The sequence below is a fragment of the Chromobacterium sp. IIBBL 290-4 genome (genome assembly GCF_024207115.1).
In the GTDB taxonomy this organism is placed as follows: Bacteria; Pseudomonadota; Gammaproteobacteria; order Burkholderiales; family Chromobacteriaceae; genus Chromobacterium.
In genome coordinates, this window is the sequence record NZ_CP100128.1 from 2,922,277 (window position 1) to 2,946,857 (window position 24,581).

The following is a 24,581-nucleotide window of genomic DNA, read 5'->3' on the forward strand; positions in this document are numbered from 1 at the left end:
TGCGATGACTGAGCGATTGAGGGTGGGACTGGGATATGGTTATGTCGGGGCAACGTTCCATGCGCCGCTGATTGATGCCGTGCCGGGGCTGGAGTTGTTTGCCATCGTTACCAGCAAGCCGGAACAAGTCATGCGCGATTGGCCGCAGGCGCGGGCGTTGTCGAGCCCGGATGCGCTGTTTGCTTGCGACGATATCGATCTGGTGGTCATCGCCACGCCGAACGACAGCCATTTTCCGCTTGCGCGGGCCGCGCTGGCGGCCGGCAAGCACGTGGTGGTGGATAAGCCATTTACCTTGACGCTGGCTGAGGCGGATCAGCTGGTGATGGAGGCGGATCGCGCCGAGCTTTGTTTGTCCGTTTTCCATAATCGACGCTGGGACGCGGATTTTCTGACCATCAAGCAACTGCTGGATGAGGGGCGATTGGGGAGGGTGGTTCATTTCGAATCGCACTTTGAGCGCTTTCGCCCCGAGGTTGCCGCGCGCTGGCGGGAGACCGCCGGGCCGGGGGCGGGCCGTTGGTATGATCTGGGACCGCATTTGCTTGATCAAGCCGTGCAGTTATTCGGTTTGCCGGAAGCGATTCTGTTGGAGACCGGCGCTTTGCGTGATGGCGCGCTGTCTGATGATTGGTTTCATGCGCTGTTGCGCTATCCAGATAAGCGGGTGATTTTGCATGGCAGCATGCTGGCGGCGGCTCCCGCGCCGCGTTTCATCATCCACGGCACAGAGGGAAGCTTCACCAAGTTTGGCCTGGATCCTCAGGAGGAGGCGCTCAAAACTGGCAGCAAGCCAGGGAGCAGCGCTTGGGGCCTAGATCCTCAACCAGGACGATTGCTGACCGCCGCGGATGGCGAACAGCCGTATGAGGGAGCGGCGGGCGATTACCGGCAGTATTATGCGGCGATTCGGGACTGCATTCTGGAAGGGAAGGACAATCCTGTCCCGCCTCAAGCGGGGGCGTGTCCGAATTTTTGTGTAAACGGGGTTTGGGTTACGCCTGTGGAATGCGTTCCTCGAACTGAATGGTAAAGCGAGTCAGCGCTGCCTTCCAATCCCGAATCGGCATGGTCCACTTCTGACTGATGTTCCTTAGCGCCAGATAGAACAGTTTCAGCAATGCCTCATCACTCGGGAACGAGCCCCGATTCTTGGTCAGCTTTCGCAGACTCATATTCACCGACTCGATGGCATTAGTGGTGTAGATCACTTTCCTGATCTCCGGCGGGTAGTCGAAGAATGGCGTCAACCGAGCCCAGTTGCGCCGCCAGGACTGACCAATTGGCAAATACTCGTCATCCCACTTGGCCTCAAACTCACCTAGCCGCTGCTCAGCTTCGTCGAGGGTGGCCGATTGGTAGATTCGCTTCAGGTCGGCGGCTACTTCAGCACGCCGCTTCCACGACACGTAGTTCAGGCTGTGTCGCACCATGTGCACGATGCACAACTGCACCGCTGCTTTCGGGAAGACCGCCTCGATCGCTTCCGGGAAACCCTTCAGACCATCGACGCAGGCGATAAAGATGTCCTGTACGCCCCGGTTACGCAGCTCGGTCACGACCTGAAGCCAAAACTTGGCTCCTTCCGTCTGAGCCAGCCACATCCCCAGAACCTCCTTCTCTCCAGCCAGGGTAATACCGATGGCGAGATAGACGGCTTTCACACGTACAGCTCCCTCACGTACTTTCACGTGGATGCAGTCGAGGTAGATGATCGGATAGAGCGAGTCCAGGGGGCGAGCCTGCCACGCCTTGACCTCTTCTGTGACGGAATCGGTGATGGAGGAGATCAGGCTGGGCGAGACCTCGGTGCCGTACATCTCTTCCAGATGGGCCTGGATTTCCCGAACAGTCATACCACGGGCGTAAAGCGAGATGACTTTGTCGTCGAAGCCGGTCCAGCGGGTCTGGTGCTTGGGAATGAGTTGCGGCTCGAAGGTACCCTGGCGGTCTCGTGGCACTTCGATAGGCAATTCGCCGAACTCGCCCTTGAGGGTCTTGCGGCTCTTGCCGTTCCGGGTGTTGCCGGCTGGATTGAGCACCGGCTCGTGTTTGCTATGGCCGAGGTGTGCGGCCATCTCAGCATCCAGTGCTTTCTCGACCAGCAGCTTGGTCAGTTGCTTGAGTAGGCCGTTCTCACCGATGAGGTCTTCGGGCTTCTGATAGTCGGCCAGCAAGCTGTCCAGTAGTGTGTCAGGTACGTCGTGTTTCTTTGAGCTCATTGTGTCTCCAGACTAGGTGGCAGTTTCCTGCCAAATGTCCGTTTACACAAAATTCAGTACACGCCCTCAAGCGGCGCGTCAGATCATGCATCTGCTGGAGTTGGGTTTCGCCAGCGCCAAAGAGCAGGGCTGGATGGCGCTGAGCTAACCCTTGTTCTTTTTCTTGCCACCGCCTCCTTCATTGGCTTGCTGGGCGGTGGCGATGACTTCTTCCGCGCTGACTGGGGCTTGCCGCTCCGGAGCGATTTCCGTCAGCAATGCCTCCAGCAGTTTGCTGCGGGAGCTGATGTGGTGATCGAAGCGCCAGTCTTTCAGCAAATCGATGGCGACGTCAAAGTAGCGCATGTCAATATCGTACAACTGGCTGAGGTCGAAAGAACGTCCCATTTCCAGCGCCGCGGCCAACTCTTTCAATACCAGCATCTGCTGAGGGTCGTGCCCTTCCTCGATGAATTTCCGGATTTTTTTGGCGGCGTTCATGCGGTGTCCTGTCTGGCGAGCATTGGTTGTTCGAGTCATGCGTCTGTAATGATGGGCGCGGCTGTCGTCTTAGTCAACTTGCTCGAGAGCGCTGGCGGCAAATGGGCTGATTGATTGCGCGGGATGGGGGCAGGTACGCAGGACTAGCATTTTTGCTTATTGCTCTTGTCATTTTTGCGGAATATTTTGAATCATTATTTGAATCAAAGCGTGTTTCCGCTCTCTATCCATTACCCGTCAACAGGAGTGTCCCTGATGAAACAGCAAGAAGTCCGTCGTCGCGCTTTCGCCATGCCGCTGACCAGTCCGGCTTTTCCGCCGGGCCCCTACCGTTTCGTCAATCGCGAATATATGGTGATCAGTTACCGAACCGATCCGGCCGCGATTGAAGCCATCTTGCCGGAACCGTTGCAGATGACGGAGCCCGTCGTCAAATACGAGTTCATTCGGATGCCGGACTCCACCGGTTTTGGCGACTACACCGAGAGCGGGCAAGTGATCCCCGTGACCTTCAATGGGCAGCGCGGCAACTATGTGCATGCGATGTTTTTGGATGATCAGCCGCCGATCGCCGGCGGGAGGGAGTTGTGGGGCTTCCCCAAGAAGGCGGGCAGCCCACGCTTGCAAGTCGAGCGCGACACCTTGATAGGCACCTTGGATTTTGGTTCGCAGCGGATCGCAACCGGCACCATGGGGTACAAGTATCAAACCCTGGATCATGCCAACGTGCTGTCCGGCCTGGCGGAGCCGAATTTTCTGCTAAAGATCATTCCGCATGTGGACGGCTCGCCCAGAATTTGCGAATTGGTCCGTTATTACACCACTGATGTGACGCTGAAAGGCGCATGGAGCGCACCGGGCGCTTTGGAACTGCGGCCGCATGCGTTGGCGCCGGTGGCGGCATTGCCGGTGCTGGAGATACTATCGGCCACGCATTATATTTGCGATATGACATTGGATCTTGGCACTGTCGCGTTTGATTACATGCAGCAGTAGCATGGCATGTCTTGTAAATGAATGCGAACATTCTCTAACATTCTGAAACGGACCAAGTAGTAGCATTGTCTTATGCTGCTCTTTCAGGCAGATGATCGAGAGAGCAGCATATGAAAAAGGCGGTTTTGGGACTGGCGTTGATTTTGAGCGCCAGCGCAGCCCTGGCGGATACAACGACGAATACTGTCATTGGCGGCGCTTTGGGCGGCGCGGCTGGCGCGGCGGTTGGACATGCGGTGGGCGGCCGCGATGGCGCCATCATCGGCGGCGCGCTGGGCGGCGGCGCCGGAGCTGCGGTGGGGAATGGCTATGGCCGCTCCGACAAGCGCGAATACCGCAAGCAGGGGCATGGCAAGCGCCATAAGCCTTGCAAGCGGCATCATAAGCATCATCGTTGCCGCTGACAGCACGGCTTTCGTCTATTCAGCAAAAGCAAACGGCCTCCTTGCGGGAGGCCGTTTTTTATTGACGCCGCTAAATCAGAAGAAGTAACGCTTCAGCACGGCATCCAGGTTGGCGACATTCGGCACGCCGATGCCGGTGGCCTGGTTGTAGCCCCTATGCGCGTTGTAGCCCCAGTTGCCGCCCGCGCTGACTTCGCGGAACGGCGCGCCATGATGGCCGAAGCCGTGATAGGCATGGCCTGTGGCCAGCAGGCTATAGAGCGACAGGTTGAGCAGGCCGATGCGGCTGCCAAGCGACTGGTTCAGCAAGGCGGTGATGCCTGCCAGCTGAGGCGCCACAAAACTGGTGCCGCCATTATTGGCCAGGATGCCGAAACCGTTTTGGCTGGAGGTGTAATACATCACATAACCGGTTTCCGGGTCGGCATTCAGCGAGACATCCGGCAGATTGCGGCCCTTGAAATTGCCCGGTACCGTAGCGACCACTTGCGGCGGTGTTTGGCTGCTGTCAACCAGCTGTTGTCCCGCAGGAGAGTTCAGCATATGCGGGATCCAGCTCTGATAGAAGGGACGGTTGATGAAGGCGCTGACGCCGCCGCCGCCGCCGACCGGGAAAATGCCGCAAGCGACCGGATCCTTGCCCGCCGCTTGGCAGAAGCCGCTCAAATAATCCCAGCCCCAGGCGCGCTCGGTCGGAATCTTGACCTGGGTGGCCTTGCCATCCTTGCTCTGCAGCGTCAGCGTGGCCGGCACGGTGGTGCCGCCGGCGGCGGTGATGAAGGATTGGTTGGCCGGGCTGTCTACAGACAGAACCTTGTTGAATTGCGGCAGCGGCGCGGCGCGATTGACATCGTAGGCGCCGGAGTCGCCTGCGGCGGCGAACATGGTTTGTCCTTGCAGCGCGGCTTGCAGGAACAGATCATGATAGACCTGCAGCACATTGGCGCTCTTGCCGCCGACTGGATTCACCGCCTGAGCCTGATCATCGAACCATTCCCACTCGCCCCAGCTGACAGACAGCGTGTCGGCGGCATTGGATTCTATAGCCTGGGCGAAGGCGTCGACAAAGCCCTGGGTGGTGTTGGGCGCCTGATAGACGATGATTTTGGCGCCAGGCGCCACGCCGCCGGATTGCTCCACGTCCAGCGTGGTTTCATCCGAGCCGCCTTCGTCGCTGGGCGCGCCGGGGCCGCCGTCGATGTCGACGACGGACAGGCGGTTCGGGTCGGTTTTCAGGCCCAACTGATTCCAATATTGAAACGCGTCGGACGGCGTGAAGCTGGCGAGCGTGACGATGCCTATGGTGGCGCCCTGGCCATGAATGCCCTTGTTGTACAGCGGCGTGATGTCGTAGTGGCGAGCCAGGTCGGTGACGGTCCATTGTCCCGGCGCATTGCCGGCAGTCACGCCGACGCTCTTGGCCGCGATGGGCTTCAGGCCGTTGGGCAACTGGCGGATGTGGGGACGGAAGTGGGGGCGGCTATCCAGGCCGATGACCGCTTGGACGTCTGATAGATCGACGCTGGGCGCAGTGGCCTTGACCGGAGAGATGAAGCGGCTGGCCGAGCCGGACGATGAGGCTTGCTTTTGGAAAACGTGGACTTCGGCGCCAAATGCCTTCTGCACCACGGCAGCCGGGCCGCTCACCTGCAGCAGCGCGCTGCCGACGCGTTTGACGTTGAGGCCGGCGGCTTGCAAGCGCGCGCTGACGCGAGCGACGGAGGCATCGCTAGGCGCGAAAAGGGCGCGGAATTCGGCCGGGGTCAGAAATTTGTGGAAATTGGCGCTGCCCTGGGTGTGCATATCCAGCAGGTAGCGGGTGGCGGCATCGCGGTCGCGCAGGGGCAGGGCGATGGTGACGGTGAGGGGCTGCGCGGGCGCTGCCTGCTCCACCTTGCCCAGATCCAGGGCGCTGGCGGCGATGGACGCGGACGATGCTGCGGCGATGGCGACGGCGATCGCTGTCAGTTTCAGCGGAAATGCCATGGTCTTGTTTCTCCTTTGTCGCTGGCTGTTGTTGTTTGACGAGCGGGTGCCGCAGTATGGCCAGTTTGCTTTGCCGCGCCAGAAGGGAGCGGAAGGGGAGCGCGGCAAGCATGGGTGGTCTCTTTGTTTTAATGGCAATCTTTGATTTCTTTGTTCCTGTAAGTACTTCTGTGATTAATTTAATGCTGTTTGAATTTCAATATAGGAGGCGGCGCAGGAGACAGAAGCGAGGTTTTGTAACGGTATGTGACGATGCAATGTCGGTGATTTGCATATAAATTCTCACTGCGTGAGCGGGATGGCCACGATGCCGATCTTGGCGATGCCGCAGGCAGCGTTTTGCGTGGTGGATGGGTCTGGATTGGCACGATGGGAGGAGTGCGGGGCGGCGCTGAGCCTGTCGGCTTTCCGAAGGCATGCTGCGTTTGCCGCCAAGCTTGCGGGTCTGGAGTACAATTCAAATAGAGTTTGCTGCCTGTCGGATAGTGAGCGGCTGGCCGCGGCGATGCCGCGACAGATTGCGCAAGAAATGGCGACTAAATCGGTAGCGGGGCAAAGTTTGGAGGATGCATGCTGATTGACCGGTTTGGGCGCAGTATCGAATATCTGAGATTGTCGGTGACGGATCGTTGCGATTTGCGTTGCGAGTACTGTTTGCCCAAGGGATTCAAGGGCTTCGAAGAGCCCGCCAACTGGCTGACCTTCGATGAAATCGAACGCGTGGTCGCGGTTTTCGCTCGCTTGGGGACGCGCCGCGTGAGGCTGACTGGCGGGGAGCCGTTGCTGAGGCGCAATCTGGCGGAGTTGGCTGGCCGCTTGTCGCGGCTGGAAGGCTTGACGGATCTGTCCTTGACCACCAATGGCACGCAATTGCGCAAGCATGCGCAGGCATTGCGCCAAGCCGGCGTCAGCCGCATCAACTTGAGCCTGGACTCATTGCGGCGCGAGTGCGTGCATGAAATCACCGGCAGCGACAGCCTGCCCAAGGTGCTGGATGGCCTGACGGCGGCCAAAGAGGCGGGGTTTTCGCCTATCAAGATCAATATGGTGGCGATGCGCGGTGTCAATGAGCAGGACATCGAGGCGATGACCGCCTTCTGCATCGAGCATGGCTTCATCCTGCGGCTGATCGAGACCATGCCGATGGGGAATACCGGCCGCGCCGCCCAATACCTGGATTTGCAGCCCGTATTGCTGCGCTTGTGCGCGCAGTTTGACTTGGTCGAGCAGGCCAAGACGCTGGGCGGCGGGCCGGCCCGTTATTGGAGCAGCCGCGACGGCAGTTTCTCGTTGGGGATGATCACGCCGATTTCTCAGCATTTCTGCGCCACCTGCAACCGGGTCCGTTTGTCAGTCGACGGCACTTTATACATGTGCCTGGGGCAGGAGGAAAAGCTGGAACTGCGTCCTCTGCTGCGCTCCGGCATCGACGACGCCGGTTTGGAGCAGGCTTTGCGGCAGGCGATAGAGCTGAAGCCGGAGCGCCACGAGTTCCGCGAGCAGCCGCAAAAGCTGGTTCGCTTCATGTCGATGACCGGCGGCTGAGCCGGGTTGGGCTCAGCGTTCCAGTATCGCGCGCCGGTGGCGGCGGAATACCCACTTTTCCCACATCAGATGCGTGTCCGGTTCGAACGAACCCTGGATGTCCGCCATCAGCAGGTGCCGGCCATCGTCTTGCGCGCGGCACTCCTCGACCCGTCCGTCGAGAAACAGCAGCAAGGCCGAATCGGGATTGGGATAGATGGAAATGAGCAAGCGCTGGCCGGCTTGCCAGGCTTGCTCATCCTCCCAGGCAATCGCATTGAGTCCTAGCCGGCATGGCGCGCAGCCTGGACGGCTGGGGTGGCGCTCCAGCAGGGAAACTTCCAAAGCGAGATCAAGCTTGGCTTCCAGGCGCAGCAGCACCGGGTTGCTATCGTCCGGCGTTTCGCCAGGCGCGGCCAGCACGCGCAGCGCGAGCCGGGTTTCCCGCTGCAGGCGCGGCGAGAACTCGCCTTCCGCGATCTGGGCGAGGAAGGGCAATTCGGAGTCGAAGCTGACCGTATCGAGCGGCAAGAGGCGGTCAGCCTGCAAGGCGGATGTTTGCATGGTCAGTGATAGAGTTTGAGCAAGGCATCGAGGCCGGCGCGTTCGATGGCGATGTCGGCGGCGGCGCTGACCGCGGGTTTGGCGTGATAGGCCACGCCCACGCCGGCTTCCGATAGCATGGGCAAGTCGTTGGCGCCGTCGCCCATCGCCAGCACCTGGGCCGGCTTGAGCTTCAAGCGGGTTCGGATTTCGATCAGCAGCCGTTTCTTGGCCTCGGCGTCGATGATGTCGCCCAGCACTTTTCCGGTCAGTTTGCCGTCGACGATCTCAAGCTGATTGGAGTAGGCGTAGTCCAGGCCGTATTCCGCTTTCAGCCTGTCGGTGAAATAGGTGAAACCGCCGGATACCAGCAAAGTTTTGATGCCGAAGCGCTTGCAGGCGGCCAGCACTTGCTCCGCGCCGGGATTCAGCCGCACACGCTCGCGGTACACCTGTTCCAGCGCCGCTTCTGGCAGCCCCTCCAGCAAGGCGACGCGCTCCCGCAGCGAGGCGGAAAAATCCAGCTCGCCGCGCATGGCGCGCTCGGTGATGGCGGCGATCTGCGGCTTGATGCCGTGCAGATCCGCCAGCTCGTCTATGCACTCGATGCTGATCAGGGTGGAGTCCATATCGCTGACCAGCAGCCGGAAGTCGGCGAAATGTTTGCCGCTGTCGACATAGGCCGCGTCATAGCCATATTGACGGCACAGCGCGAGCGCAGCCTGGCGTTTCTCGAAGTTGGCGCCGCGCATCCTGGCGACATCCGGCGCCGGGTGGTCCAGATGCGGCGCGTCAGTCAGATGGGCGATGTCGGTAATATGCTGTGGATGCAGTTCAGAAGAGAGTACGACCAGGGTTTTCAGTGTGCTCATTGTGCGATCGGCATCAAGATGGATGGTTTTATTATGCCACGTCTTGGGCCAATTACCGCCTTGGCGCGCTCGCGCCTTACTTCAGCACCCGCGCGCGCCCATCCAGCGCTTGATCCATTGGTCCAGCGATAGGCAGCCGGGGCCGAACGCCAGCAGAACCAGGATTTGCGCGCCCCAGAAGTAGTGGAACTGCCGGGTGGCGTCAGTCAGGCCGGGGTAGCTGATGACGGCCACCGCATTGAGAATGAAGAGCCCCGCGGCGGCGAAGCGTCCACCCAGGCCGGCGACGAGCAACGCGGATAGGCCCAGTTCGCCGCAGGCGGCCATGACCGCGGCCACGGCTGGCGGCAGCAGTGGAACGTGATATTCGTCGGTGAACAGCGCCAGCGTCACATCCCAGTCGGCGATCTTGGTCAGTCCCGAGCTGAAAAACACATTGGCTATCCAGATTCTCAATAGCAGCAAGACCAGCGGTTGCAGCCAGGAGCTGGTTTTGATCAGCAGGCTGTAGGCGCAGGATACCTGTCTGAGTATGGGGTTCATGCGTCGTCCTCCTGTAGTTGAAACGAAGCGAGCAGCGGCGGCTGAAACAAGCCTTGCAAGGCGGATTGCAGGTCGAAGTCCGCCCCACCATCCTGGGCTTGCGCCAGCGCGGCGGCCAGCGGTTCGCCATCGAACAGCGCGCGGTAAAAGGCGTATCGAGATGCGGAGATCGGCGCGGCCTGAACTTCGCCTTGCTGGCGATGGATCAGCGCGTTTTCGGCGGGGCGCTGCAGAATGCCGTCTAGCGGCGCGTCCTGCCGGTGCGCCAGCCAGATGCTGAGCGCCGGCGAATCGGCGCGGCACAGCGCGACGCCGGGCATGGGCGTGAAAATCAGCGCGGCCCACTGTTCCGGCGCAAGCGACGCCAAGGCGGCGCCGTCCAGCGGTTCGGCGTCGGCGGCGTAGTAGGCGCGGTGCGCCAGCCATTCCAGACGGGCGACGTCAGCCAGATAGGGCAGGTCGCGGCAGGGTTCGAATCCGGCGATGAAGTCGGCGAAACGCTCGCCATAGCGGTGCAGGTTGCCGCTGTCCGACGCATGGGATTTCACATATTCACGGGCCAGCGCGGTGAAAAACTCCTCGCCCACCAGTTGTCGGCAGACCGGGTGGCTATGCGCCAGCGAGTCTATCAAGCCGACGCGGTAGTTGTTCCGGTAAACCGCCAATCCATCCGGATCCAGCGCCAGCGCGGCCGCCGCTTCGCCTTGAGCCGGATCGGCGATGGCCTCCAAGAGACCGGCCTGCCATTCATGCCAGTTCATGACGAGCCTCCAGAATCGCTTGCGCCTTGGCGGCCTCGGCTTGCAGGATGGCCAGCGGCGGGATGTCCAGATCCCATTCGATCAGGGTCGGCCTGGGGCCGATGCGTTCGATGACCTCCCGATAGAAGGTCCATACCTCGTCATGCACCGCTTGGCTGTGGGTGTCCACCAGCAGGCGGCCGCGTTCGGAATAGCCGGCCAGGTGAATCTCGCCTATCGCGTCGACCGGCAGCGCAGCCAGCACGGCATCGGTATCGGTGCCCAGATTGATCCGGTTCACGTAGAGATTATTGACGTCCAGCAGGATGCCGCAGCCGGTAAGACGGACCAGTTCGGCCAGGAACTCGCCCTCGTTCATCTCATTGCCCGGGAATTCGACATAGCTGGACAGGTTTTCCAGCAGGATGGCCCTGCCCAGCGCGTCCTGCGCGGCTGAAACGTGGCCGGCGATCGCATCCAGCGCCGCGCGGGTGTAAGGGATGGGCAGGAGATCGTTGACGTAGCGCGCCGCCGAGTGGTTGAACGATAGGTGCTCGGAGATCGAGGCCGGCTGGATCTCATCGGCCAGTCGTTTGAGCGCAGCCAGGTGCGCTGGGTCCGGCTTGGGCGAAGAGCCCAGACCCAGCCCCACGCCGTGCAGCGAAACCGGCCAATGCTCGGCGACGCGCCGCAGCATGGCGACGGGCGTGCCGCCATCGAAGAAATTCTCGCTGTGCACTTCCACCCAGCCTAGCGGCGGCAGAGTGTCTAACACTTCTCGGTAATGCGGCGCGCGCAGGCCGATGCCGCAAACGCTGGGAAGGCTGGGGTGTGACATGCTGGTGTTCCTGGAGAGCGGCCCAGAGAGCTGGCAAAGCGAGCGCATGCGATTCCGCAGCGGCCGGCAAAACAGACCGCGCGCGGAGGCGATGAGCCATCGAGGCCCACGCTTAAAAAGCCAGCGCGCATGCCTATCAGGCTAGGCAGGGCAGTCTCGCCTTGGCAAAGGCGAGAGGGCTTTGCCTGCAATCCGGGCCCGCCATAGGGTGGGCCGGATGGAGCGGTTTACTTCTTGGGGACCGTGTTGCCGCCCATCTTGTCGCAGCTGCCCTTGGCGACGTATTTCCAGTCGCCCGGGTCTTTGTCCACTTTGGCCTGGCCGGCGCAGGAGTGGGCGCCGGTGGCGGAGGCGCAATCGTTCTTGCCCGCCTGCGCGATGCCGTAACACTTTTCCTTGTCGGCCGCGGCTGCCGGAGCGGCGCTCAGCGCGCCCATCGCGATGACGGCACCCAGCGCGGAGGCGATCAGAGCTTGATTCTGTTTCTTCATGTTTGACTCCTTGTGTCATGTTTGCCCGAAAGCATGGGGCTTCCGAGCGTATGGTACTCAAAGCGGCCGGCAAGGCCAGCGGGAAAATTACATCGGCTTGGTTTGACCGCCCATTTTTTGACAAGTGCCGGCGGGCACCAGCTTGAAGTCGGCCGGGTCGTTATCGACTTTGGTTTGGCCGGCGCAGGCGTGGGCGGCGTTCTTGCAGTCATTCTGGCCTGCTTTGGCGATGCCGAAGCATTGGTCTTTGTCGGCCGCGGCCGCCGGCGCGCTGGCCAGCACGCCCATGGCGATGACGGCGCCGAGCGCGGAGGCAATCAGAGTCTTGTTGCTGGTCATGGCATTTCTCCTGGGTAGTTCACCTTGATGGTGATGGCGATATGTCGCCGGAAGCGGCGGTTGCTTACAAGTTGAATGAGAAAAGCACCGTCCACAGCCATTGAGTCGAGACGCTTTTGCGATTCTTACGCAGTTGAAGAAAAAATTTCTTGGGCAAGATTCCTCGCTCGGCATGGCCGCTCTGCAGTGGAGGTCATGCTTTCGTCGTTATAGACACTGGGCGGCGTTGCGTAATGCGGATTGCTTTTCAGATGATTTTGGACTTGATGCTGTTCTTGTGAGCAGTTGCTTGAAACACTATTTAGTGTTGATCTAAAAAAGCCAGCAACCGCTGAGCTTTTCTTGAACTTCTGAATAGGGGTGAGATGATGGCTGCGCTTCCATGGAGCAAGGAGTATTCGGTAGACGAGGCTTTGGAGATATTGCGTCTTGCATCGGCGGTTGGCGGAACACTATGGGATAACCCTCTGCGCAAGCCTGATGGCGTCGAGGGCGACAAAGAGAAAATAGTGGGCTTGTTCCCATGGGCGAACATGACGGAGCCTCCGCTCATGTCCGTGGTTGGCGATTCCCGCTATCCCGGGCAGGCGATGCCTTCCTTGTATACGCATCGTTGGCCGGATGGCTGGCAAGCGGGCATCCGCGCGCAAGACTGGTCACGGTCTATCTGCGCTTCCTGCGGCAAGTTGTTTGGCAATCAGGCGATGCTGTCTTATCACCCAGAGCAGGATGCTTACTGTTTGGCTTTCCGCGGTACGGTGAATTTTCAGAATGTGCTTGAGGACTTCGAGGCCGTCATGGTGAGCGCTCAGGCGCTGACCTTGAGCAAGGAGGTCCAAAAGCAAGCGGAGAAATGGATAGGCAAAGCTGCCAGGGATTTGGTCATCTCGTCGCGCACCTATTGCAAGGAAACCTATCACGGCACGACCGAGCGGGCCATGGTGCACCTGGGTTTTCGGGTGGCGCTGGAGTCGTTGGATTTCGCCGCGGACGAGATCCTCGGCCATCGCAATCGTTTGTCCGATATGTTGAAGGCCGTCATCGAGCAGTCCGGCGGCAAGCCGATCCGGATCTATGTCACCGGCCATAGCCTGGGGGCGGGAATGGCGACGCTGGCGGCGGCGTGGCTGAACACTCAGCCCTTTGCCGGCGGACGCTTCGACGTGAAGTGTTACGCTTTTGCCCAGCCCAAGCCTGGCAATGAGTACTTCGCTTATCAATATGGGCTGGACTTCGCCAATCAGGGCGCTTTCGCGGTCCTGTCCTCCTTGGATACCGTGCCGCAGGTGCCGCTGACGCTGGAAAGCGTGCAGGCGCTGAACTATCCCATGTCCATGGTCGGATTGCGCGTTCCTGTGGATGTGGTGAAGGTCCTGAGCAAGCTGCATGGTCTGAATTACGCGCATGCGGGCCGGCAGATTCTGTTGCATGGCAACGCCATCGTGGACGGGGCGAAGCCCTGCCCGCCTCAAGATGTGAATTGCCGGGATGATGGTTTTTATTCGTTGCCGCCCGCGGGCCAAACAGCCACTGGCGATAATTTCTGGCGCATCCCGGCCTATCTGATGTTTACGCCTAAGCAAGCGGGCGGAGATGTGCCCGACAGGAGCATGTGGGATTCTTGCCAATACGACCCTGAGGATAAGGGCAGCACGCAGTTGGCTAATCTGGCCGGTTTGTGGCAACACCTCCCCTGGATGTACCAGCAATGGCTGTATCTGGACAAGATGGGCAAGTGATGCGTGCTTGAAAGACGAGTTGTGGGAAAACAGGCCCGTGAAGGGCCTGTTTCGTTTAGCGGATATTGACCACTTTGTGGGTCTGCACCGACAGCCGCCATTTGGGATGGGCCATGCAGTAGGCGATGGCGGCGCGGGTGTTGGCGGCCAGGTCGGGGCCGTCCATCGGTTGCAGGTAGAAGGTGGCGAAGTCCAGGTGCCCGACGGTTTCCGGCATCTGCGTCGCCTGCGGGTAGACCAGTTTCAGCTCGTCGCCGCGCAGCTGCTTCAATTCCGAACCGGCCTTGGGGCTGACGCAGATCCAGTCAACGCCCGCCGGCGCGGCGAGGGTGCCATTGGTTTCGATGGCGATTTCGAAGCCTTCCGCATGCAGGGCGTCGACCAGCGCTTCGTCCAGTTGCAGCAGCGGTTCGCCGCCGGTGCAAACCACGTAGCGGACGCCGCCGGCGTCTTCCGGCCATTCCGAGGCGATGCGCGCGGCCAGCGCCTGCGCGCCGTCGAACTTGCCGCCGTCCGGGCCAGCGCCGACAAAGTCGGTATCGCAGAACTGGCAGACGGCCTTGGCGCGGTCTTCTTCGCGGCCGGACCACAGATTGCAGCCGGCGAAGCGGCAAAACACCGCGGCGCGGCCGGCTTGGCGGCCTTCGCCTTGCAGCGTGTAAAAGATTTCCTTGACGGTGTAGGTAGTCACGGCGTGTTCCTGAGAATTGGGCCTGTTGTCGCCGCGCGAGCGGGCCTCACAGCAAAGGCCAGCGCATGTCTTGGTGGAAGTGGACGGAAGCGCTGAGGGCATCGCTTTCCATCAGGTCGATGCGGGCCAGTTCCGGCACCAGCGGGGCCAGTTGGGTGTGTATCCACTCCGCGACAGACGCGTTGTCGGCCTGGCGCAGCCCCGCCAGCTTGTCCAGCGGGTTATGGTCCAGCTGGCGGTAGATGGGCTTGAAGCGGTCTTTGACGTCGCCGAAGTCCAGCAGCCAGCCCATGGCGCGATCAATGTCGCCGGCCAGCATCAGCCGAACCAGATAGCTGTGGCCGGTGTAGTTGCCGGCTTCGTCGAAAGGCATGGCGCTTTCGAAACGCTGCTCCTTCCAGATGCGGAAGCGCTGGCCGTCGAACTGGCTGCCCGCGCTATGCGTTTCGCGCACCTCCACCCAGGCCAATCCCGGCAGCGAATTTTCCAGCTGGCGATACAGCCATTGGGCCATGACTTCGCTAGTGGGGTTTTCCAGGCCGGTGATGTCGTTCAGGTAGTGGTGATTCAGGCGACGATACAGCGGCGCCCAGGCGCAGGCTAGGTCATGCTGGCTCGCGCGCTTGGCGTCGGCGGCGATGCGCACGCCGAAACCGTGGCCATGCAGACGGCCGCATTTGTGGCCGGGCGGCACGTGGGGCAGATAGTGGGCGGCCTCAAAAGCGGCATTGAGCCAATGCAGGGCCTGGCTGTCGTCCAGCATCGCGCCGCGGTCGGGCGCGCCTTGCAGCTTGATGGCGGAGGGGCAGGGCAGCTGGGCGGCGATGTGGCGGAGCAGCGATAAGTCATCGCAGGCAGGCAGCAGGCTATTCAGATCGACATAGTCCAGCGGCGCGACGGCGGCGCCCAGCGCCGTCTGCAGTTCGTCGGCCCCGATATGCTGCGCGTCGCAACGGGCGGTCAGCCGGAAACTATGGCCATGAGGCCTGGCCGTTTTGCCAGGGGTGTCGGGAAGCTGGCGCGCCGCTTCGAAGCCGGCGCCGGCCAAGTGGAAACTCGCGTGCATATCAGTTTCCTTGCGCGGCGCGCAGACAGCGCTCGACCAGCGGATCGGCCACGCCTGCCTCGGCGAAGCCCTTGGCGCGCAGCTCGCATGATGCGCAATGGCAGCAGGGCGGCACCTCGCCGTTGTAACAGGTGTGGCTCCACGCCAGCGCGTCCATGGCGCCGACTTGTTGCGCCAGCGTCACAGTTTGCGCCTTGCTCAGATACATCAGCGGCATGTGCAGTTCGACTCGGCTGTCCATGCCCAGGCGAATCGCCACTTCCAACGCTTTCAGCGTGTTTTCGCGACAGTCCGGGTAGCCGGAGTAGTCGGTCTGCGCCACGCCGGTCACCAGGTGGCGCGCGCCGCGCGTATAGGCGAAGGCCGCGGCGAAGGTCAGGAAAATCAGATTGCGGCCCGGCACGAAGGTATTGGGCAGCGCATCGTCGTCGCGGGCGCCGGTTTCCGGCTCGATGCCGCTGTCAGTCAGCGCATTGCCGCCGATGGCGGCGAAGGTGTCGATGGGGAGCACGGTTTGGCGCACGCCGGCCAAAGCGGCGATTTTGCGGGCGCAATCCAGTTCGATGCGATGGCGTTGGCCGTAATCAAAGGTGACGGCCTCTACATTGCCGGCGCCGAAGCGTTGCAGCGCCCAGTAGAGGCACGTGGTCGAGTCCTGGCCTCCCGAGAGCACCACCAGGGCTTTTTCAGATGCTTGATTCATGATTCCGTCGAAAAACAGTCGAGGTTTGCGGCTCCCGCCAGGATCGGTCTCACCCGGCGGACGTAACCGAACATGTTACCGCACTATAGTCCGACGTGCTTGTGGATGGATGTGGATTATCAATGAGCATTCATTTTAAAAGGGAATTCATTGTAAAAAAGCCCATTTACATGACGAGAGGTTTCGTGCGATCAATATTAGGACGCATGATGAATGCGTCTCTTATAACTAAATGTAATTATGAAAACACTCTTAAAGAGGAAAATAAAATGGACAAGAGCATTGCCGTGATAACTTCCCTGTTGTTGACCGCAGCATCGACGGCTTATGCCGGCGATCTGCAGGTGACCTTGGGTCAACCCAAGCTTTCCGCTGCCCAGGATGTGGATGTCGCCGTGACCTATCGCAATACCGGCAAGCAGGTGCTGCATGTGTACCGTTGGTATGTGCCGGAAAAGGATCTCAAGGAGCAATTCCTGGCGGTCAGCATCGATGGCAAGCCGGCGGAATACCTGGGACCGCGATACAAAAGAGTCGCGCCGTCGCTGCGCGATACCGTCGCCTTGGCGCCCGGCGCGGCACTGACGGCCAAGGTGCGGGTGTCGGACTATTACGATTTGTCGCGTCCCGGCCAGCTGCAAGTGCGTTTCGAAGACCGCAGCGCCAGGGTGCTGAACAGCGGCTTGCCGGCCGGCGTCAGCGCCAAACAGGCTTCCGCGCCGCAGGATGAGGCGGTGTCGTCCAATGCGGTCGGCGTGTACAGCGGCGGCCATGTCAGCCCCTTGCTGAACCAGGCGCGTTCGGCCAAGCAATCTTGGGCGATCCAGAGCCGGGCGGCCGTCAGCGGCGTCAGCTATGCGGCCAATTGCTCGGTGTCGCAGCAGAACCAATCGCGCGACGGCGTGGTGGCGGCCGGTTCGATGGCCGATGAAACCTCGGCGTATCTGAATGGCTCGCCTTCGGCGTCTCCGCGCTATGTCACCTGGTTCGGCAAGTTCAGCCAGGCCAACTGGAATACCGCCAAATCGCATTACGTGAAGATCAAGGATGCGCTGGACGCCAAGCCGATCAAGCTGGATTGCAGTTGCACCGACGCAGGCACTTTCGCTTACGTCTACCCCGCCCAGCCGTACACCATTTATCTGTGCGGCGCCTTCTGGACCGCTCCGACCAAGGGAACGGATTCCAAGGGCGGCACGCTGGTGCACGAGTTGTCGCATTTCACCGTGGTAGCCGGCACCAGCGACCACGTTTACGGTCAGGCCGGAGCCAAAAATCTGGCCAAGACCAATCCGACCCAAGCGCTGGGCAATGCCGACAATCACGAATATTTCGCTGAGAACACGCCTTCCCAGCCTTGAGCGGCATATCTGCACCGAACCATCCCGTTTTCAACGGGATGGTTTTTTCATGCGCGCCGCCATGTGGACAGAATCAAAACTGTTGTCATGCCGGAGGCAGCATGTAAGATGGCGATACGGCTTGATCTGTTGAAACTGGGCTGTGCGCGCGCGATGCGCGGTGCTATCTTGGTACGGTGGCAGCCATGTCGCAGCGACATCCGCGGCCGAGCGTACGGGGGAGTGATGTCGTTAATCACCATCTTGCTGGTGGAGGATAGCGCCACCAACCGGTATTTCATCGAGCAGTTCATTCTGGAGCTGGGCTATGGCTGCGCCATAGCCAAAAACGGCCGGGAGGCGGTGGACTATTGCCGCGGTAAACGTCCCGATCTGATCCTGATGGATGTGGTGATGCCGGAGCTGAATGGCCTGGAGGCGACAGCCGAGCTGCGCAAGATGTTCGGCGAGCACTGGGTGCCCATCATCTTTCTCACCAGCCTCAATGAGTTGGAAAGCGTGGTCGTGGGCCTGAAGGCCGGCGGCGACGACTATCTTACCAAGCCCATCAGTTTCGACCTGTTGTCCGCCAAGATCCATGTTTTTCTGCGCATCGCCGAGATGCAGAATCAGATCAATCAGGATGCCGTCCGTTTGGAGAAGTATTTCCGCGAGAACGAGTTCGAACAACAGCTCGCGCTGGAGTTGATAGAACGGCTGATCCGCCAGCAAACCACCACGCCGCAGCATGTGTGGCAGTACTTGAGTCCTGCGGCCGGTTTCAACGGCGACCTGATCATCGTCTGCGACAATGGCCGAGGCGGCGAGCACATCATGCTGGCCGACTGCACCGGCCATGGGCTGACGGCCGCGATCAGCGCCTTGCCCGCCATCGACAGCTTCTATGAAATGACCCAGGCGGGATGCGCCTTGCCGGACATCGCCCGCGGGGTGAACCGCAAATTGCATCAACTGCTGCCTTGGGGGCGATTCGTCGCGGCGGTCTTCATCGCGCTGGATCCGGCAGGGCAATCCATCCGCATCTGGAATGGCGGCATCCCATGCGTGCTGTTGCTGGACCCGGCCGGGGAGCTGAAGGCCAGCAGCAAATCCGCCCATCCGCCGCTAGGCATACTGCCGGACGGCGATTTCGATGAATCGACCCAAGTGCTGGAGTGGCTGCCTGGCGAGCGGCTGGTCGCCAGCTCCGACGGCATCACCGAGGCGAAGGACGATAAGGGCGTCATGTTCGGCTTGGCCGGCGTCTTGGCCGGCGTCAGGGACGGCTGGCCCGGCCAGGTGGGGGATGCGGTGCTGGCGTCCGCCAGAAGGCATATGCAGGATGGTCCGGCCAGCGATGACATTTCCTTGCTGGTGGTGAGCCACCCGCAGGAAAAACGCTGATTCGGATTGGGGCAAGACCGCCGTCGGCGGCGCGGACGCGTGATTTCCCGGCTGGCCGGCCAGCCCGTATCTACCTCGTTTCCCGGTTTTTCTTCCGATGCGCGGCTAGTCTTCTATTCCGCCGCCAGAGCAGATCTTGCCCCTTCCCTCCGCCTTGGCTTGATAAAGCAGGCGGTCTGCCTCCTGGATCAGGGCCGCATGGGGTTCTTCCCGTCGCGGCACGCGACACGCCAAGCCTATGCTGAGGGTGACGATGGCGGACCGCTCCGATGCGCTATGCTCTATTTGCAAGGCCTGAATGGCGGCGGCAATGCGTTCCGCGACGGCCTGCGCGCCCGCGAGGTCGGTGTCCGGCAGCAGGCAGGCGAACTCTTCGCCGCCGAAGCGCGCGGCCAGGTCATAAGGCCTGTTCAGCTGCGCCTGCATGGCGCCGGCGATTTGACGCAGGCAGTCGTCGCCGGCGTGATGGCCATAGCGGTCGTTGAAACGCTTGAAGTAGTCGACATCGGACATGATCAGCGCCAGCGGAAGAGCGCTGCGCTGACAGCGGCTCCATTCGCGTTGCAAGCACTCGTCGAAGCGGCGCCGGTTGGCGATGCCGGTCAAGCCGTCGCTGAAGGCGAGCTTCTTGAGCTGATCGGACTGGCGCTTGAGCAGCAGGTGGGATTTGACCCGATTGCGCAAGGTGGACGGGTTGACCGGCTTGCTGACGAAATCCACCGCGCCGGCTTCCCAGCAGGCGGTTTCCTGCTCCTGCCCGCTGTGGCCGGTGATGAAGATGATGGGGATATGCTGAGTGTCGGGGTGCCGTTTGAGCTCGCGGCACACTTCCATGCCGTCCATTTCCGGCATTTCCACATCCAGCAACACCAGGTCGGGCGGGCTGTTCAGACAGAGCGCGATGCCCTGCCGACCGCTGGTGGCCATGAAGACCTGATGCTGGGGATGCAGGATTTGATGCGTCGCCATGATGTTGGCAGGCTGGTCGTCTATCACCAGGATTTTGCCGCGCGGCGCATCTTCCGCGTCAGGCGGGCTATTGAGGCGTTCGCTCATTGGATTCTGCCTGTTTGCGTATCCAGTCGGCGCAACGGCGGGAGGCCGCGGAAAAGTCTAATTTCATGATGTCCTCGTCCAGTTGCGCCAACTCGTCGGGAAATGATGTCCCGTAGCTGGCGCGGAGCTGGCCAAAGGCGGGCAGCGCATCCATGCTGGAGGCGTCCAGCATTTCTTGCAAGTGGGCCAGATTCTCGCTGAGCCCCGGCGGCTCGGTTTCGGCTTGGACCGTGCCCGCCGCTTGGGAGACATCGGCTTGAGACGCCAGGCTCAGGGCGGCTTCTATCGCTTGCAGCAACGCTTCGGATAGACGAGGCAAGGAGGGCGCGAGCTCAGCCTTGGCGTTTTGCCTGGCGAGGGTTTCCAATTCGGCGGCGACGAGGGCCAGCTGATCGGCGCCGACTGTCGAGGCCAGCCCCTTCAGGGTATGCAGCAGGCGGGCGGCGGGCGAGGGCTGACCCGATGGCGAGGGCGCCGCCAGTTCGTCGAACAAGGATTGGCTTTCTTGGGCGAAATTGCGCAGCGTATGCAGGTAAATGGGCAGATTGCCGCCGAAGCGAACGAGCGCGCTTTGGCTGTTCAGCACCGGGCGGCCGGCATCCTGCGATTCAACTGCGTCAGGAGCGGGGAGGGGTTCGATGGCGGGCTGCGCGCGGCCGGTATGGCGCAGGATGACTCTGACGAGCTCGGCCAGATCGAAGGGCTTGCCGACATGGGCGTTCATGCCGGCGTCGCGCGCCGCCTCTTTGTCCGCCGGCATGACATTGGCGGTCATCGCGACGATGGGCAACTGGGCGGCGGAGTAGCTGGCGCGCAGCAAGCGGGTGACGGTATAGCCATCCATATCCGGCATCTGGATATCCATCAACACCAGGTCGAACAAGGGCGAGGCGGCGTTGACGGCCTGCAGCGCCGCCTGGCCGCAATCGGCAACCTGGACGTCGGCGCCCTCGTTGCGCAGCAGCTCGCAGGCGACTTGCTGGTTGACCGGATTGTCCTCCACCAGCAGCAGCCTGACACCCTCCAGGCTGGGGCGGGCGCCGGGCGCGCGCGCGGGCAGCGCCACCGGCTCCGCGTGATAGGCGCGAGCCTCGGCGATCGCGTCGAACAGCATGGAGGAGGTCACGGGCTTGACCAGGATGCCGTCGAATAAGGACGCTTCCTCTTTCTGCCGCTGGGCGAGCAGCTCGCGGCCATAGGCGGTGACCATGACGATGACCGGCGGCGTCTTGAGCTGATTGGAGGTTTTCAATTGACGGCAGGTGTCCCATCCATCCAGGCCGGGCAGCCGCCAGTCCATCAGGATGGCGTCGTAGTCCGGTTTGGCTTCCGTCGCCAAGCGCAGGGCGTCCTCGCCGCTGCTTGCCGAATCCACCGTCCAGCCGAATGACTCCAGGATGGAGACATGGGTCAGGCGGGCGCAGTCATTGTCTTCCACCACCAGGCAGCGCAGATGCTGCAACGGCACGATGCCGGCGGGCCGGTTGACGGGGGCTTCCGCTGCCAGGCTGTCGATTTCGAAACGGAAGGTGCTGCCCACGCCCACTTCGCTCGCTACGCTGAGTTTTCCGCCCATCAGCTCCACCAAGCGTTGGCTGATGGCCAGCCCCAGGCCTGAGCCGCCGTAGCGCCGCGCGGTGCTGGCCTCGGCCTGGGAAAATCCCTCGAAGATTTTATCGCACTGCTCGGGCGAGATGCCGATGCCGGTGTCGCGGACCGAGAATTCGATCCGCAAACGGTTTTCCTCGCGGCTTTGCAGGCGGGCCGACAAGACCACTTCGCCGCGCTCGGTGAACTTGATGGCGTTGCCCGACAGATTGATCAGAATCTGCTGCAGCCGCAGCGAGTCGGCGACGATGCGGTCGGGCAACTCGCTATCGATGTCGAACAGCACCTCGACCTCCTTGTTGCCGACATTGGCGCTGAGAATGACGCCGATGTCGCGCAGCAGCTTGTCCAGGCTGAAGGCGTGCGGGTCCAGCGTCAGCTTGCCGGCCTCGACGCGGGAGAAGTCCAGAATGTCATTGAGCAGGCCGAGCAGCGTGCGGGCGGCCGACGTGGCTTTTTCGGCGTAGTCCGCTTGCCGTTTGTCCAGCCGGGTTTGCTGCATCAGCTGCAGCATGCCCAGGATGGCGTTCATCGGCGTGCGGATCTCGTGGCTCATATTGGCCAGGAAGTTGGATTTGGCCAGGCTGGCGCTGTCGGCTGCGTTCTTGGCCTCCTTCAGCCACTCTTGCTGTTCTCTTTCCAGCGTGATGTCGCGATTGATGCCGGTCACGCGCAGCGGCGAGCCATCGCTGCCGCCCTCCACCGCGGCGGCGGCCTGCACGTGGCGTATGGTTCCATCTTGCCTGACGATGCGGAAGTGGAGGTTGTACGTGTCCTGGCCGGCCAGCGCCAGACGCATTTTCTCTTCCGCAAAGAAAGCGTCCTCCGGGTGCACTCTGGTTTTCCAGTGCTCGTAGCGCAGGCCGAAGTCGCCGAAGCCGCGCGGGATGTCGTAGATCTCGTACATCCTGTCGTTCCATTCCAGCATGTCCGCGCCCACTTGCCAGCTCCAGATGCCGAGCTCGGCCACTTCCGCGGCTTTGCTGAGCTGGTCGCGGGCGGATTCCAGTTGGCGGCGGTCATGTTCGCGATCCGTGATGTCGGATGCGATGCCCAGATAACCGGAGGCGTGGCTGCTGTCGTCTTCCAGCCGAGAGACGGTGAGCAGCACCGGCACATGGCTGCCGTCCTTGCGGACATAGGTCCATTGGTGCTCGTTGGGGAGATCGAGCCGGGATTTGCAGGCGATGGCGTCGAAGCCGGCATACACTTTCTCTCCCAGTTGTTCGGAAAACGCTTGGGCGCGGTTGGCCAGTTCCACATTGCAATGCAGCGCCGACAGGTTTTTCTGCCCTATCATTTCTTCTTTCCGGTAGCCGAGCATTCTTTCGGCCGCGGGATTGAACAGGGTGATGGTGCCATGCATGTCGGTGGCGATGATGGCGTAGCCGGCATTGTCCAGGATGGCGTTCTGCAGCGCGGAGTACATGCGTATCTGTTCGGTGCGGTGCGCGACCTGCTGTTCCAGCGAGGCGTTCAATTCGCGGATGCGTTTGTCCGCGTTTTTCTGTTCCGTGATGTCGCGCACCGTGGCGGCGATGCCGATGATGGCGCCGTCTTGGCGCTGGATGATAGGCGCCAGCGTGATGGCGACATCGATGGGCGCGCCGTCGCGATTAAGAAAGATTGCCGTCTGGTTGAGCCGTTCGCCATTCCGGCCGACCTGGGTGAGCAGGCCCTGAAGGTGTCGGATCGATTCCGCTTCGGCCAGCAGCAGCGGCAGCGATTGGCCTATGGCCTCCAGCGGCGCATAGCCGAATATGCTGCTGGCGCCCGGATTCCAACTGCTGATGACGCCGTCCGGCCGCGTGCCGATGATGGCGTCGTTGGCGCAGTCTACGATGGCGGCCAGCTCGGCCTGGCGCAGATTGGCGCGCCGGCTCTGGCGGCGGAACAGCCAGAGGGCCGCGAGCAGCAGCGGCAGGATGGCGCTCAAGGTGGCCAGCGTGATCCACTGCTTGTCATGGACTAGATCGGCGACCACGCTTTCCGGCAGCACGATATGGATGCGGCAATAACGCTCAGGGCGGGCGGGGTCGAAGGGAACCGCCAGATCGCGGGTGTACACCAGGCCTTGATTCGATTCAAACGATTGCACGCCGGCAGGCAAGCCTTCGCCGGCCGGCGAGGGGCGGAAATCGTTCTGCCAGCGCCAGTCCTTGCCTTGATCGAACCCGAAGGTTTGCGCTTTATTGGGCTGCAGCAGGTAATCGCCATTCTGGTTGCTCAGATAGATCTGAAATTCGGAAGGAATGTTCTGCGGCAGAGCCGCCAGCAGCTTGCTGACGTTGTAATTGATCACGACGACGCCGAAAGGGCGGCCATAGCTGTCGCGCACCGGGGTGGCCGCGCGTATGACCGGCAGCGTTTTGAGGCCCAGGTAACCGCCGTGCTTGAAGCCGAGATTGATGTCGGAAAAGTAGACCGACCCGACGGGAAGTTTGGCCGGCTCCTGCACATAAGCCCGGTCGCCGCGAGGCGGCATCATTCCCGCGCCTAATGAGGCGATGGAGCCATCGTCGGCCCGCTCCAGCCGGAGCAGCTCCTCTCCGCCGTTGGCCAGCGCGATGAACCGGATCTGGGCATAGTCGGGATGGGTGGCCAGAAATGCGCCAAAAATCTCCTCCAGCCGCCGCTGCCATTGCTGAATGCTGGATGGATCGCCCTTGTCGACGCCATGCCCTTCGCGGGCGCGTATCAGGCCTTCAACCGGCGGCGTGGCGCTGAGGAACAGCACATCGCGCGCCAGTTGGTCGAAGGTTTGCCGCAAGATGGCGCTGCGGGTCTGGCTGACGTAGCCCAATCGCTTTTGATAGGTTTCCAGCAGTAGCCGCCGTTCTTGAAAACCGGTAACGAAGCAGGCGGCCAGCACTGCCAGCGCCAGGACGACAGTCAGCGCGATCAGGCCGAGCCGGCTATTAGGCTTGGGTTGCGAGAACGGCAAGGAGCGCCTCCTATTCTGGATGGCGGGCGTGGATGGGGGTGTCTTCCTGTGT

The 24,581-nt window shown here is 61.5% G+C and carries 22 protein-coding genes; 7 read left to right on the forward strand and 15 right to left on the reverse strand.

Annotation, left to right across the window (positions count from 1 at the left end):
* Window positions 1–4: 4 nt before the first annotated feature.
* Window positions 5–1,033, forward strand: coding sequence for an oxidoreductase (locus tag NKT35_RS13635; protein ID WP_254293801.1), 1,029 nt, complete (start codon window positions 5–7; stop codon window positions 1,031–1,033).
* Here NKT35_RS13635 and NKT35_RS13640 read toward each other — a convergent pair.
* Together NKT35_RS13640 and NKT35_RS13645 are read right to left on the reverse strand one after the other, a co-directional pair.
* Window positions 996–2,222 (reverse strand): IS256 family transposase, encoded by a 1,227-nt coding sequence (locus NKT35_RS13640; RefSeq protein ID WP_254293804.1) that lies wholly within the window; start codon window positions 2,220–2,222, stop codon window positions 996–998. The two genes, NKT35_RS13635 and NKT35_RS13640, sit on opposite strands and share 38 nt — an antisense overlap.
* 144 nt (window positions 2,223–2,366) lie before the next feature.
* Window positions 2,367–2,702 (reverse strand): hypothetical protein, encoded by a 336-nt coding sequence (locus NKT35_RS13645; RefSeq protein ID WP_254293806.1) that lies wholly within the window; start codon window positions 2,700–2,702, stop codon window positions 2,367–2,369.
* A gap of 186 nt (window positions 2,703–2,888) precedes the next feature.
* On the opposite strand from NKT35_RS13645, the gene NKT35_RS13650 reads away from it, so the two are divergent.
* Both NKT35_RS13650 and NKT35_RS13655 read left to right on the forward strand, forming a co-directional pair.
* Complete coding sequence (locus NKT35_RS13650) at window positions 2,889–3,698, forward strand: acetoacetate decarboxylase (RefSeq protein WP_254293808.1); 810 nt, start codon at window positions 2,889–2,891, stop codon at window positions 3,696–3,698.
* Window positions 3,699–3,808: 110 nt separating this feature from the next.
* Window positions 3,809–4,102: a YMGG-like glycine zipper-containing protein gene (locus tag NKT35_RS13655; RefSeq protein ID WP_254293810.1), complete on the forward strand. Its 294-nt coding sequence runs from the start codon at window positions 3,809–3,811 to the stop codon at window positions 4,100–4,102.
* 75 nt (window positions 4,103–4,177) lie between these two features.
* On the opposite strand, the gene NKT35_RS13660 is transcribed toward NKT35_RS13655, so the two are convergent.
* Window positions 4,178–6,088 carry a S53 family peptidase gene (locus NKT35_RS13660; protein WP_254293812.1) on the reverse strand — a complete coding sequence of 637 codons (1,911 nt, stop codon included), beginning with the start codon at window positions 6,086–6,088 and terminating at the stop codon, window positions 4,178–4,180.
* A 570-nt stretch (window positions 6,089–6,658) separates the two neighbouring features.
* Here NKT35_RS13660 and moaA point away from each other — a divergent pair.
* On the forward strand, window positions 6,659–7,633 hold the full coding sequence (moaA, locus tag NKT35_RS13670) for a GTP 3',8-cyclase MoaA (protein WP_254293816.1): 975 nt from the start codon (window positions 6,659–6,661) through the stop codon (window positions 7,631–7,633).
* 12 nt (window positions 7,634–7,645) lie between these two features.
* Here the strand turns inward: moaA and NKT35_RS13675 are convergent, their stop codons facing one another.
* The 7 genes from NKT35_RS13675 to NKT35_RS13705 form a co-directional block, all read right to left on the reverse strand.
* The gene (locus NKT35_RS13675; RefSeq protein WP_254293818.1) at window positions 7,646–8,176 is read right to left on the reverse strand and encodes a hypothetical protein; all 531 of its coding nucleotides are present in this window, start codon (window positions 8,174–8,176) and stop codon (window positions 7,646–7,648) included.
* A gap of 2 nt (window positions 8,177–8,178) precedes the next feature.
* Window positions 8,179–9,027, reverse strand: coding sequence for a phosphoserine phosphatase SerB (gene serB, locus NKT35_RS13680; protein WP_254293820.1), 849 nt, complete (start codon window positions 9,025–9,027; stop codon window positions 8,179–8,181).
* A gap of 81 nt (window positions 9,028–9,108) precedes the next feature.
* Entirely contained in the window at window positions 9,109–9,570 is a 462-nt protein-coding gene (locus NKT35_RS13685; RefSeq protein ID WP_254293822.1) for a DoxX family protein, read from the reverse strand.
* On the reverse strand, window positions 9,567–10,331 hold the full coding sequence (locus tag NKT35_RS13690) for an HvfC/BufC N-terminal domain-containing protein (RefSeq protein ID WP_254293824.1): 765 nt from the start codon (window positions 10,329–10,331) through the stop codon (window positions 9,567–9,569). Before NKT35_RS13690 ends, NKT35_RS13685 begins: the two co-directional genes overlap by 4 nt.
* The gene (gene bufB / locus NKT35_RS13695) at window positions 10,318–11,148 is read right to left on the reverse strand and encodes an MNIO family bufferin maturase (protein WP_254293826.1); all 831 of its coding nucleotides are present in this window, start codon (window positions 11,146–11,148) and stop codon (window positions 10,318–10,320) included. The genes NKT35_RS13690 and bufB overlap by 14 nt, the downstream gene beginning before the upstream one ends.
* A gap of 227 nt (window positions 11,149–11,375) precedes the next feature.
* Window positions 11,376–11,639: a BufA1 family periplasmic bufferin-type metallophore gene (locus NKT35_RS13700; RefSeq protein WP_254293828.1), complete on the reverse strand. Its 264-nt coding sequence runs from the start codon at window positions 11,637–11,639 to the stop codon at window positions 11,376–11,378.
* A gap of 87 nt (window positions 11,640–11,726) precedes the next feature.
* Window positions 11,727–11,978, reverse strand: coding sequence for a BufA1 family periplasmic bufferin-type metallophore (locus NKT35_RS13705; RefSeq protein WP_254293830.1), 252 nt, complete (start codon window positions 11,976–11,978; stop codon window positions 11,727–11,729).
* 551 nt (window positions 11,979–12,529) lie between these two features.
* Between NKT35_RS13705 and NKT35_RS13710 the strand changes: the two genes are divergently transcribed.
* Entirely contained in the window at window positions 12,530–13,717 is a 1,188-nt protein-coding gene (locus NKT35_RS13710; RefSeq protein ID WP_254293832.1) for a lipase family protein, read from the forward strand.
* A 55-nt stretch (window positions 13,718–13,772) separates the two neighbouring features.
* On the opposite strand, the gene queE is transcribed toward NKT35_RS13710, so the two are convergent.
* The 3 genes from queE to queC are packed head-to-tail and all read right to left on the reverse strand — an operon-like array spanning window position 13,773 to window position 16,177.
* Window positions 13,773–14,408, reverse strand: coding sequence for a 7-carboxy-7-deazaguanine synthase (gene queE / locus NKT35_RS13715; RefSeq protein ID WP_254293834.1), 636 nt, complete (start codon window positions 14,406–14,408; stop codon window positions 13,773–13,775).
* 46 nt (window positions 14,409–14,454) lie between these two features.
* Window positions 14,455–15,474, reverse strand: a complete 1,020-nt coding sequence (locus NKT35_RS24310) for a 6-pyruvoyl trahydropterin synthase family protein (RefSeq protein WP_254293836.1) — start codon at window positions 15,472–15,474, stop codon at window positions 14,455–14,457.
* Window position 15,475: 1 nt separating this feature from the next.
* Complete coding sequence (gene queC / locus NKT35_RS13725; protein ID WP_254293838.1) at window positions 15,476–16,177, reverse strand: 7-cyano-7-deazaguanine synthase QueC; 702 nt, start codon at window positions 16,175–16,177, stop codon at window positions 15,476–15,478.
* 269 nt (window positions 16,178–16,446) lie between these two features.
* Here queC and NKT35_RS13730 point away from each other — a divergent pair, with 269 nt between their 5' ends.
* Both NKT35_RS13730 and NKT35_RS13735 read left to right on the forward strand, forming a co-directional pair.
* Window positions 16,447–17,538 carry a M35 family metalloendopeptidase gene (locus NKT35_RS13730; RefSeq protein WP_254293840.1) on the forward strand — a complete coding sequence of 364 codons (1,092 nt, stop codon included), beginning with the start codon at window positions 16,447–16,449 and terminating at the stop codon, window positions 17,536–17,538.
* Between the two features lie 225 nt (window positions 17,539–17,763).
* A complete protein-coding gene (locus NKT35_RS13735; protein ID WP_254293842.1) occupies window positions 17,764–18,921 on the forward strand; it encodes a PP2C family protein-serine/threonine phosphatase in 1,158 nt (385 codons plus the stop codon).
* A 105-nt stretch (window positions 18,922–19,026) separates the two neighbouring features.
* Here NKT35_RS13735 and NKT35_RS13740 read toward each other — a convergent pair whose 3' ends face one another.
* Together NKT35_RS13740 and NKT35_RS13745 are read right to left on the reverse strand one after the other, a co-directional pair.
* A complete protein-coding gene (locus tag NKT35_RS13740; protein WP_254293844.1) occupies window positions 19,027–19,977 on the reverse strand; it encodes a diguanylate cyclase in 951 nt (316 codons plus the stop codon).
* Window positions 19,958–24,529 (reverse strand): PAS domain S-box protein, encoded by a 4,572-nt coding sequence (locus tag NKT35_RS13745; RefSeq protein WP_254293846.1) that lies wholly within the window; start codon window positions 24,527–24,529, stop codon window positions 19,958–19,960. The genes NKT35_RS13740 and NKT35_RS13745 overlap by 20 nt, the downstream gene beginning before the upstream one ends.
* Window positions 24,530–24,581 lie beyond the last annotated feature (52 nt).

Coding starts and splice junctions, on each gene's coding strand:
- NKT35_RS13635 (WP_254293801.1), top strand. CDS start 5: ATGACTGAGCGATTGAGGGTGGGACTGGGATATGGTTATGTCGGGGCA.
- NKT35_RS13640 (WP_254293804.1), bottom strand. CDS start 2,222: ATGAGCTCAAAGAAACACGACGTACCTGACACACTACTGGACAGCTTG.
- NKT35_RS13645 (WP_254293806.1), bottom strand. CDS start 2,702: ATGAACGCCGCCAAAAAAATCCGGAAATTCATCGAGGAAGGGCACGAC.
- NKT35_RS13655 (WP_254293810.1), top strand. CDS start 3,809: ATGAAAAAGGCGGTTTTGGGACTGGCGTTGATTTTGAGCGCCAGCGCA.
- NKT35_RS13660 (WP_254293812.1), bottom strand. CDS start 6,088: ATGGCATTTCCGCTGAAACTGACAGCGATCGCCGTCGCCATCGCCGCA.
- moaA (WP_254293816.1), top strand. CDS start 6,659: ATGCTGATTGACCGGTTTGGGCGCAGTATCGAATATCTGAGATTGTCG.
- NKT35_RS13675 (WP_254293818.1), bottom strand. CDS start 8,176: ATGCAAACATCCGCCTTGCAGGCTGACCGCCTCTTGCCGCTCGATACG.
- serB (WP_254293820.1), bottom strand. CDS start 9,027: ATGAGCACACTGAAAACCCTGGTCGTACTCTCTTCTGAACTGCATCCA.
- NKT35_RS13685 (WP_254293822.1), bottom strand. CDS start 9,570: ATGAACCCCATACTCAGACAGGTATCCTGCGCCTACAGCCTGCTGATC.
- NKT35_RS13690 (WP_254293824.1), bottom strand. CDS start 10,331: ATGAACTGGCATGAATGGCAGGCCGGTCTCTTGGAGGCCATCGCCGAT.
- bufB (WP_254293826.1), bottom strand. CDS start 11,148: ATGTCACACCCCAGCCTTCCCAGCGTTTGCGGCATCGGCCTGCGCGCG.
- NKT35_RS13700 (WP_254293828.1), bottom strand. CDS start 11,639: ATGAAGAAACAGAATCAAGCTCTGATCGCCTCCGCGCTGGGTGCCGTC.
- NKT35_RS13705 (WP_254293830.1), bottom strand. CDS start 11,978: ATGACCAGCAACAAGACTCTGATTGCCTCCGCGCTCGGCGCCGTCATC.
- NKT35_RS13710 (WP_254293832.1), top strand. CDS start 12,530: ATGTCCGTGGTTGGCGATTCCCGCTATCCCGGGCAGGCGATGCCTTCC.
- NKT35_RS24310 (WP_254293836.1), bottom strand. CDS start 15,474: ATGCACGCGAGTTTCCACTTGGCCGGCGCCGGCTTCGAAGCGGCGCGC.
- queC (WP_254293838.1), bottom strand. CDS start 16,177: ATGAATCAAGCATCTGAAAAAGCCCTGGTGGTGCTCTCGGGAGGCCAG.
- NKT35_RS13730 (WP_254293840.1), top strand. CDS start 16,447: ATGGACAAGAGCATTGCCGTGATAACTTCCCTGTTGTTGACCGCAGCA.
- NKT35_RS13735 (WP_254293842.1), top strand. CDS start 17,764: ATGTCGTTAATCACCATCTTGCTGGTGGAGGATAGCGCCACCAACCGG.
- NKT35_RS13740 (WP_254293844.1), bottom strand. CDS start 19,977: ATGAGCGAACGCCTCAATAGCCCGCCTGACGCGGAAGATGCGCCGCGC.